General features: G+C 48.5%; 1 protein-coding gene. It reads left to right on the top strand.

Features of this window, described 5'->3' with window-relative positions; all coding sequences use genetic code 11:
- Positions 1–65: 65 nt before the first annotated feature.
- Positions 66–202 (top strand): GIY-YIG nuclease family protein (locus L0U89_RS20525; RefSeq protein ID WP_255777970.1); only part of this gene is annotated, 137 nt, incomplete at its 3' end.

The raw sequence follows: 202 nt of genomic DNA, 5'->3' as shown, positions 1-202 counted from the left end.
CGGGACGATCCCGGCAGGGGGCTCAAAAGGGCAGCAGAGATGTTGCCTTTTTTCATTTTCAGCCTATGGAGACCTATTTTGTCTACATACTCTACTCCCCATCAACAGGTAGCTACTACATTGGCCAAACGATGGACTTGGAAAACCGGTTGATACAGCACAACAGCCACTTTTTCAAAGACTCGCACACAAAGGTTGCCGA

The sequence above is a fragment of the Mariniradius sediminis genome (assembly GCF_021491425.1).
Lineage (GTDB): Bacteria > Bacteroidota > Bacteroidia > Cytophagales > Cyclobacteriaceae > Mariniradius > Mariniradius saccharolyticus.
Note: the sequence above shows the minus strand (reverse complement) of the source record. Positions and strands in the feature narration are given on the sequence as shown.